6 protein-coding genes are annotated in these 6,052 nt (G+C 48.3%); all 6 read right to left on the reverse strand.

Features of this window, described 5'->3' with window-relative positions:
- A partial coding sequence (locus tag A4E54_RS03860) for a 2-hydroxyacyl-CoA dehydratase subunit D (RefSeq protein WP_353681808.1) occupies positions 1 to 758 on the reverse strand: 758 nt, incomplete at its 3' end.
- 251 nt (positions 759 to 1,009) lie between these two features.
- The gene (locus tag A4E54_RS03865) at positions 1,010 to 1,588 is read right to left on the reverse strand and encodes a UbiX family flavin prenyltransferase (RefSeq protein WP_240081802.1); all 579 of its coding nucleotides are present in this window, start codon (positions 1,586 to 1,588) and stop codon (positions 1,010 to 1,012) included.
- A gap of 133 nt (positions 1,589 to 1,721) precedes the next feature.
- On the reverse strand, positions 1,722 to 2,984 hold the full coding sequence (locus A4E54_RS03870) for an NAD(P)-dependent malic enzyme (protein ID WP_446676299.1): 1,263 nt from the start codon (positions 2,982 to 2,984) through the stop codon (positions 1,722 to 1,724).
- Positions 2,985 to 3,263: 279 nt separating this feature from the next.
- Positions 3,264 to 4,103, reverse strand: a complete 840-nt coding sequence (locus A4E54_RS03875) for an amidohydrolase family protein (protein WP_248285774.1) — start codon at positions 4,101 to 4,103, stop codon at positions 3,264 to 3,266.
- Between the two features lie 52 nt (positions 4,104 to 4,155).
- Entirely contained in the window at positions 4,156 to 4,743 is a 588-nt protein-coding gene (gene mocA / locus A4E54_RS03880; RefSeq protein WP_286724517.1) for a molybdenum cofactor cytidylyltransferase, read from the reverse strand.
- 194 nt (positions 4,744 to 4,937) lie between these two features.
- On the reverse strand, positions 4,938 to 6,052 hold a 1,115-nt coding region (locus A4E54_RS03885; RefSeq protein WP_353681807.1), incomplete at its 5' end, for an XdhC family protein.

Consider the following 6,052-nt stretch of genomic DNA (forward strand, 5'->3'; position numbering starts at 1 on the left):
CGGTTAAACTGGCGTTCCGCCAATGCTCTTAGCGGTTCTCCGGTTTCAGGCACATCGTTTGCAATATAACGGTAACCCGTGCAAAAATCGTCGCCTGCCGAAACAATATCTAAACCATCAAAGATATCCATGATTACGGGAGGTTCCCAGACCTTGCCCGACAGCAGCAAACGCACATGGCATTTTTTACCGGCGGACTTGTTGTCATCAACTTTCTTTTCGAGTTCCTGCCACAGCTCCGCAATCATATTCGTGTGCAGTTCCTTTGGCATCAACATTGATGATTTAATAATGTTGTACATATTCCTGTTGCTTAAAAGTTCAGGATGCTCAGTGTGCAGGGAAAACAGTTTACGCATTACCGACCGGTTATGGTTGTATAGTCTGATACTGGCGCAGAGCTCACTCGCGGTAATCGTGCGATCCATAAATTGCTCAAGACGCGCCTTTAAGCGGCCCATTTCTCCAATTAAATAATCTTTCGCGCTTGGCCGGTCAACCTGTTTAGGCAATAAAAAGTTATCCATAAACGCATAAGGCTTTACCTGTTTCCAAATACCTGTCACCATTCGCGTGGTATCACAAATAACCGGGATGATCAGGCCGTTCAATAAATCAAATGAGCCTTCCAAGGCCATACCCAGGGCACATCGCATCAGGGAACAAGACCAGACTTGCATATGTGGCGTGGAAAGTGAAACGGCTTGCCTCTCTAAAGCAACGATGCCAATAGGGAGAGCGCCGGCGGCGTGAATCAGTTCTTCCGGAACATCTGTATTTTGTTAAAATGTTCATAAATTTTTTTCGCATGCTTGCGGGCGGGCATATCACCCCTCCTATTCCAGGACAAAGAGAAATCATGTGAGCGATTTCCCAAACCTGGCTAAAAAAAGAACAACTTACAAAATATATTTAGTTACAAGAATACCATCTAATTAATCAGGTAAATTACTTCTTAATAATATTCTACTATACTTCAAGCAATAACACAAATAAGCCATGGCTTTAGTTAAAAAGTGCTAATTCCGCACCAGCGCCGCGACAGGTTATGAGGCAAATCAAGCTGGTCCATTACCCGCCCGATCAGGTGATTGACCAGATCATCAATGGTGGCCGGATGGTTGTAAAATGCCGGCATGGGCGGAATCAGGCACGCCCCGGCCTTAGTTACCGTCAGCATATTTTCAATATGAATCGTGCTTAAGGGGGTCTCCCGCGGAACCAGAATTAACTTTTTCCGTTCCTTCAGCATTACGTCGGCAGCCCGGATTATGAGATTTTCAGCCAGGCCATGGGCTATCGCCGCCAACGTTTTCATGCTGCAAGGAATAACGATCATACCGCCGACCGGAAACGATCCACTGGCTACCGGCGCTTTCATGTCCAGCAGATCGTAGCTGCGGCAAGCCATTTGGCGAACTGCCTCAACCGAACGGTTCGTCTCCAACGCGATGGTTTTCTCCGCCCAGTTGCTCAAGATAAGGTGAGTTTCCACATCCGGACATTCTTTAAGAGCCTCCAGCAGTCTAATACCATATATCGCACCAGTGGCGCCGGTGATCGCGACGATTATTTTCCGCGCCGCCATGCATAACACCCCCATTATTATCCATACCGGGGAGGCAAGGGGGACGGTTCTCTTTGTCTCACCAAAGAAAGGGTGAGACAAAGAGAACCGTCCCCCTTGCCTCCTGCTGTCCCCTCTTGCCTTTCCTTGTTAATCAGACGTTGTTCTGCAGTTTCAACAGCATCCTGGTTCTTTCAGCCACATCCACAGGGTCCATATCCACCCTGGATACTCCGCTGTTATGCGCCGCCCTTGCCACCGCCTCTGCCACTGCCGGCGCAACCCGCGAGTCAAACGGTTTGGGAATAATATATTCGCGGCACAGCTCTTCTTCCGCCACCGTGCCGGCAATCGCCCGCGCCGCGGCAACCTTCATCGCTTCATTGATGTCACTGGCGCGCACATCCAGGGCGCCCCTGAATATACCGGGAAAAGCGAGGACATTGTTAACCTGGTTAAAAAAATCCGACCGGCCGGTAGCCACAACGGCAGCGCCCGCAGCCAAAGCCTCTTCCGGATAAATTTCCGGCTCCGGATTAGCCAGCGCAAATATTATGGGACCGGAGCTCATGGTGGAAACCATCGGACTATTCAGCTGCCCGCCTTTCGACAACCCAATAAATACATCAGCGCCCGCCAGCAGATCGGCCAGTGCGCCGGAACTGCCCTGCCGGTTCGCCAGCAAAGCAATTTCTTCCTTGTGCTTATTCATCCCGTCCCGGCGGCCGGGATAAATCGCCCCTTTGCTGTCGCACATTTTTATCACCGGCACACCCAGGCTGTGCAGCAGGCGGGCAACGGCTATCGCCGCAGCGCCGGCGCCATTAATCACCACTGTTATCTGTTCGGGCTTTTTGCCTACCAGCTTGAGCGCGTTAATTAAGCCGGCAGTCACTACCACCGCCGTGCCATGCTGGTCATCGTGAAAAATCGGTATGTCTGTTTCAGCCTTCAGCCTTTGTTCGACTTCAAAGCAAGCCGGAGCGGCGATATCCTCCAGGTTGACGCCGCCGAAGGCAGGCGCGAGCAATTTCACAAACTCGACGATCTGAGCGGCATCGGTTGTACCGACGCAAATGGGAAAAGCGTCAACACCGGCAAACTTTTTAAACAGCACGGCTTTCCCTTCCATTACCGGCAGAGCCGCTTCCGGGCCGAGATTCCCCAGCCCGAGCACGGCGGTACCGTCGGTAACCACCGCTACTAGATTGCCTTTTCCCGTATATTCATAAACCAAATCCCTTTTCTCGTGAATCAACCGGCACGGTTCCGCCACACCCGGCGTATAAGCAAGGGAAAGGTCATACTCGTCTTTTACCGGCACCTTGCTTTCCACAGATATTTTACCCCGGTTTTTCTTATGCAGCCGCACCGCTTCCTCTTTTAACACCGACATCGGTTTAGCTTTTATTATCATCCTTAACCTCCCGGTTTTGCCCAATTAACTATATTCAATCAACATTAATCAATATACCATCACAGACAGTTTATTGTAAACAAAATAGTAGGGGCTGCCCTGAAGACTCCTACCTGTGTCAAAAGGCAACCAGCAAAACGCTAATCCCATAATGATTCAAAAAGAGATCCCGTATCACTATCAAAGTGATACGGGATTGCTATTTATATCCTCAGGCTCACTCGCTCTTTGAATTAGGTCAAAATCACCGCTAATTTATATTTCAAAGGTCATAGTTTATCACCATTCTGTCATCTTTAGCAGCCGGGCGGCGTTCCCGCCCAGGATTTTTTCCTTGGTTTCTTCCTTTAAAGGGAGCGCCCTGACAGCTTCAATGTTGGACTTGATGCTGGCCACGGCGGGCCAGTCCGAACCGAATATCACCTTATCGGCATTGCGCTCCAATTCGGGAAAATACTCCAGCAGTTTCTGTGGGGGCAATCCGGTCACTTCCATATAAAGGTTTTTATGCAGGCGGGAAAGAAAGTAGGCCTTATTGTACCACAAGCCCCGTCCGCAATGGGTCATCAGCAAGGTAAGAGCGGGGAAGTCAATCGCCACATCATCAAAAAACAGCGGGTCACCGTATTTAAGCCTGGCCCCTTGAAAAACTGAAGAACCCGTGTGCAGCATCACCGGTATGCCAAGCTCCTCAGCCTTGGCATAGATTGGGTAAACCAGCGATTCATTCGGGTAAAAATAATTATAGGTAGGGTAAAGCTTTAACCCCCGGAAACCCATTTCTTTGACCAGCCTCTCCACTTCCCCGCCGGCATCGTTTACCATGTAAGGATTAACACAGGCAAACGGAATCAGGCGGTCCCGCCCCCGGCAAAATTCAGACACGTATTCATTAGTGCAAATCCCGGTGGTTATCGGACTCAACTCCGCCAGCACAATTCCGAAATCCACTCCGTTGTCAGTCAGATACGAGGTAAACTCATCAGCGTCACTATATTTTTTTACAAAAGCCGGCCAATCCTCCACGTTATGATTATTTTTTACAAACTCCTCCGCCGACGGGGTGTACTTCTCGTAATAAACCGGATGAATATGAAAATCTATCACAGGCGCAGACAATTTCACGCCCCCTTCGATGATTATTAAGCAGAAATAATCAGTATCATACGCATCATCTTTCCCAACCAGTTACCAAATCATGATAATCACCCCATGTATCCACGTCAAAAACAACCCCGCTGTCCTCAACATCCACCCTAACCAGGCTTTTAGAATGTCTGCGGATAACTTCCCTTGCGCCAACGTCACCCGAAAGGAAGGACATCTCTCCAAAAAAATCCCTGTCAAATAAAACCGGGTTCCCCCTTTTACCTTTAAAATAAGGAGCTACAATTCCCCCGGTTAACCAGTAATAGTGGATAAGCAGATTAATTGTCTGCACGCTCACCAGCGGCTGGTCTCCCAAGGCAAACAGCGCAGCCCGCGTGGCGCTACTTAGCGACATTATACCGGCCTTCAGCGAGGTGCTTTGACCTGCGGCAAATTCATGGTTATTTATAATCCTGATAGAATATCCAGCCAGCACCTCCATCACCTGTTCAGCCCGGCTGCCTAGGACAACAATAACCTCATCCAACTGCGACATGAGCAGGTTTTCAACGACATGAGCGATTATCGGTCTTCCTCGATAGGCAAGCAGTTGTTTTGGTACACCCAAACGGGACGATGCACCAGCAGCCAGCACCACCCCCGCAATCAAAATGCCAAAACCTCATTTCTTAAACATTTTTTAGTACATGCATTTACAGAAATTTTAATATTTACAATGTTTTCTGTCAACATTTAAAAGCTTCGAGATTAGAAACATACCCTATGGTATTGTGGCTTCTCATCTTTCGATTGTAAAACGGAACCATATCAGTATTTAAATATAATAGTAATACGTAGAAGTATTCAGTTTTTTACTTTAAAAAATTTGTTTTTAATTAACTTCCCTTCGCGCCATACATTAACAATCTCAGCGAGGATGCTTAAGGCGATCTCTTCCGGCGTCTCAGCGCCTATATCCAGGCCAATTGGCGCAAAAACCTCTTTCAATCGCTCAATAGAAATTCCTTCTGATTCTAGTTGTGTCATAACTCCCATTATTTTTCTGCGGCTGCCGATCATGCCAATGTATGCTACGGGCTTGTTGATCACTTCACGGAGGCACCCCAGGTCATGCGTGTGTCCCCTGGTTATAATCACAATAAAGGTGTCATCACCAGTTTCCAGGGTTTTTAAATAGTATTCGAAACCAGTGCAGATTACTTGTCCTGCTTCAGGAAAGCGAGCCATGTTGGCAAAAGAGGGCCGATCATCAACAACAGTGGTATTATAACCAAGTATGGCGGCCATTTTTACCAGCGGCCCGGCAATATGCCCCCCTCCTAAAATTAATATTTGAGGTGTCACAATACCCTGCTCAAATAACAACTCTAGTTTTTCTATCTTGTTTTGCGTTGCTTCGGCGGTAAGAGTGATCAGCCCGGGTTCCCTCGCCGTCCGGAACTGTCCGGCAAGAATGCGGGCTTGTTCTGTTATTTCTAATGCCCCCAATTCCCCGGCCTCATTGTCTGCCGGTAAAAAGGCCATTTTCCGTCCTAAAAGCTGCTTTTTTCCTTCATCAATGTCAGTTATTGTTACCAGTAGGAGAGGTTCTTTTTTTTGCAAAGAGGCAAGATAGGCCAATAAAACCAGCCTGGACTCGTTATCCTCGCAGCTGAGGAAATCAATAAAGACTTCCATTGTACCTCCGCAGACCATACCCTCCCCGGCGGCAACGTCGTTTGTCAGATCCAGCCTGTGTTTTTTTGAAACTTTAAGATTCAGTACGTCAAGGGCCTCTCTTTTAATTTCAGCTTCCCCGCATCCGCCGCCGATGGTCCCGTAAACCCGTCCGTCCTTGAGTACCAGCATCTTAGCACCGGCATTCCGCGGGGTGGAGCCCGTTACCCGGATAACTGTTGCCAGAGCTGCATCTTCACCAGCTTCTCTGAGAGAAAGCAATGTTTTTATTAATTCCGAAT

Source organism: Pelotomaculum sp. PtaB.Bin117 (genome assembly GCF_002067195.1).
GTDB classification, from domain to species: domain Bacteria; phylum Bacillota; class Desulfotomaculia; order Desulfotomaculales; family Pelotomaculaceae; genus Pelotomaculum_D; species Pelotomaculum_D terephthalicicum.

What these genes read in the sequence shown, in the direction of transcription:
- A4E54_RS03865 (WP_240081802.1), bottom strand. Translation starts at nt 1,588, where the DNA reads ATGGCGGCGCGGAAAATAATCGTCGCGATCACCGGCGCCACTGGTGCG.
- A4E54_RS03870 (WP_446676299.1), bottom strand. Translation starts at nt 2,984, where the DNA reads ATGATAATAAAAGCTAAACCGATGTCGGTGTTAAAAGAGGAAGCGGTG.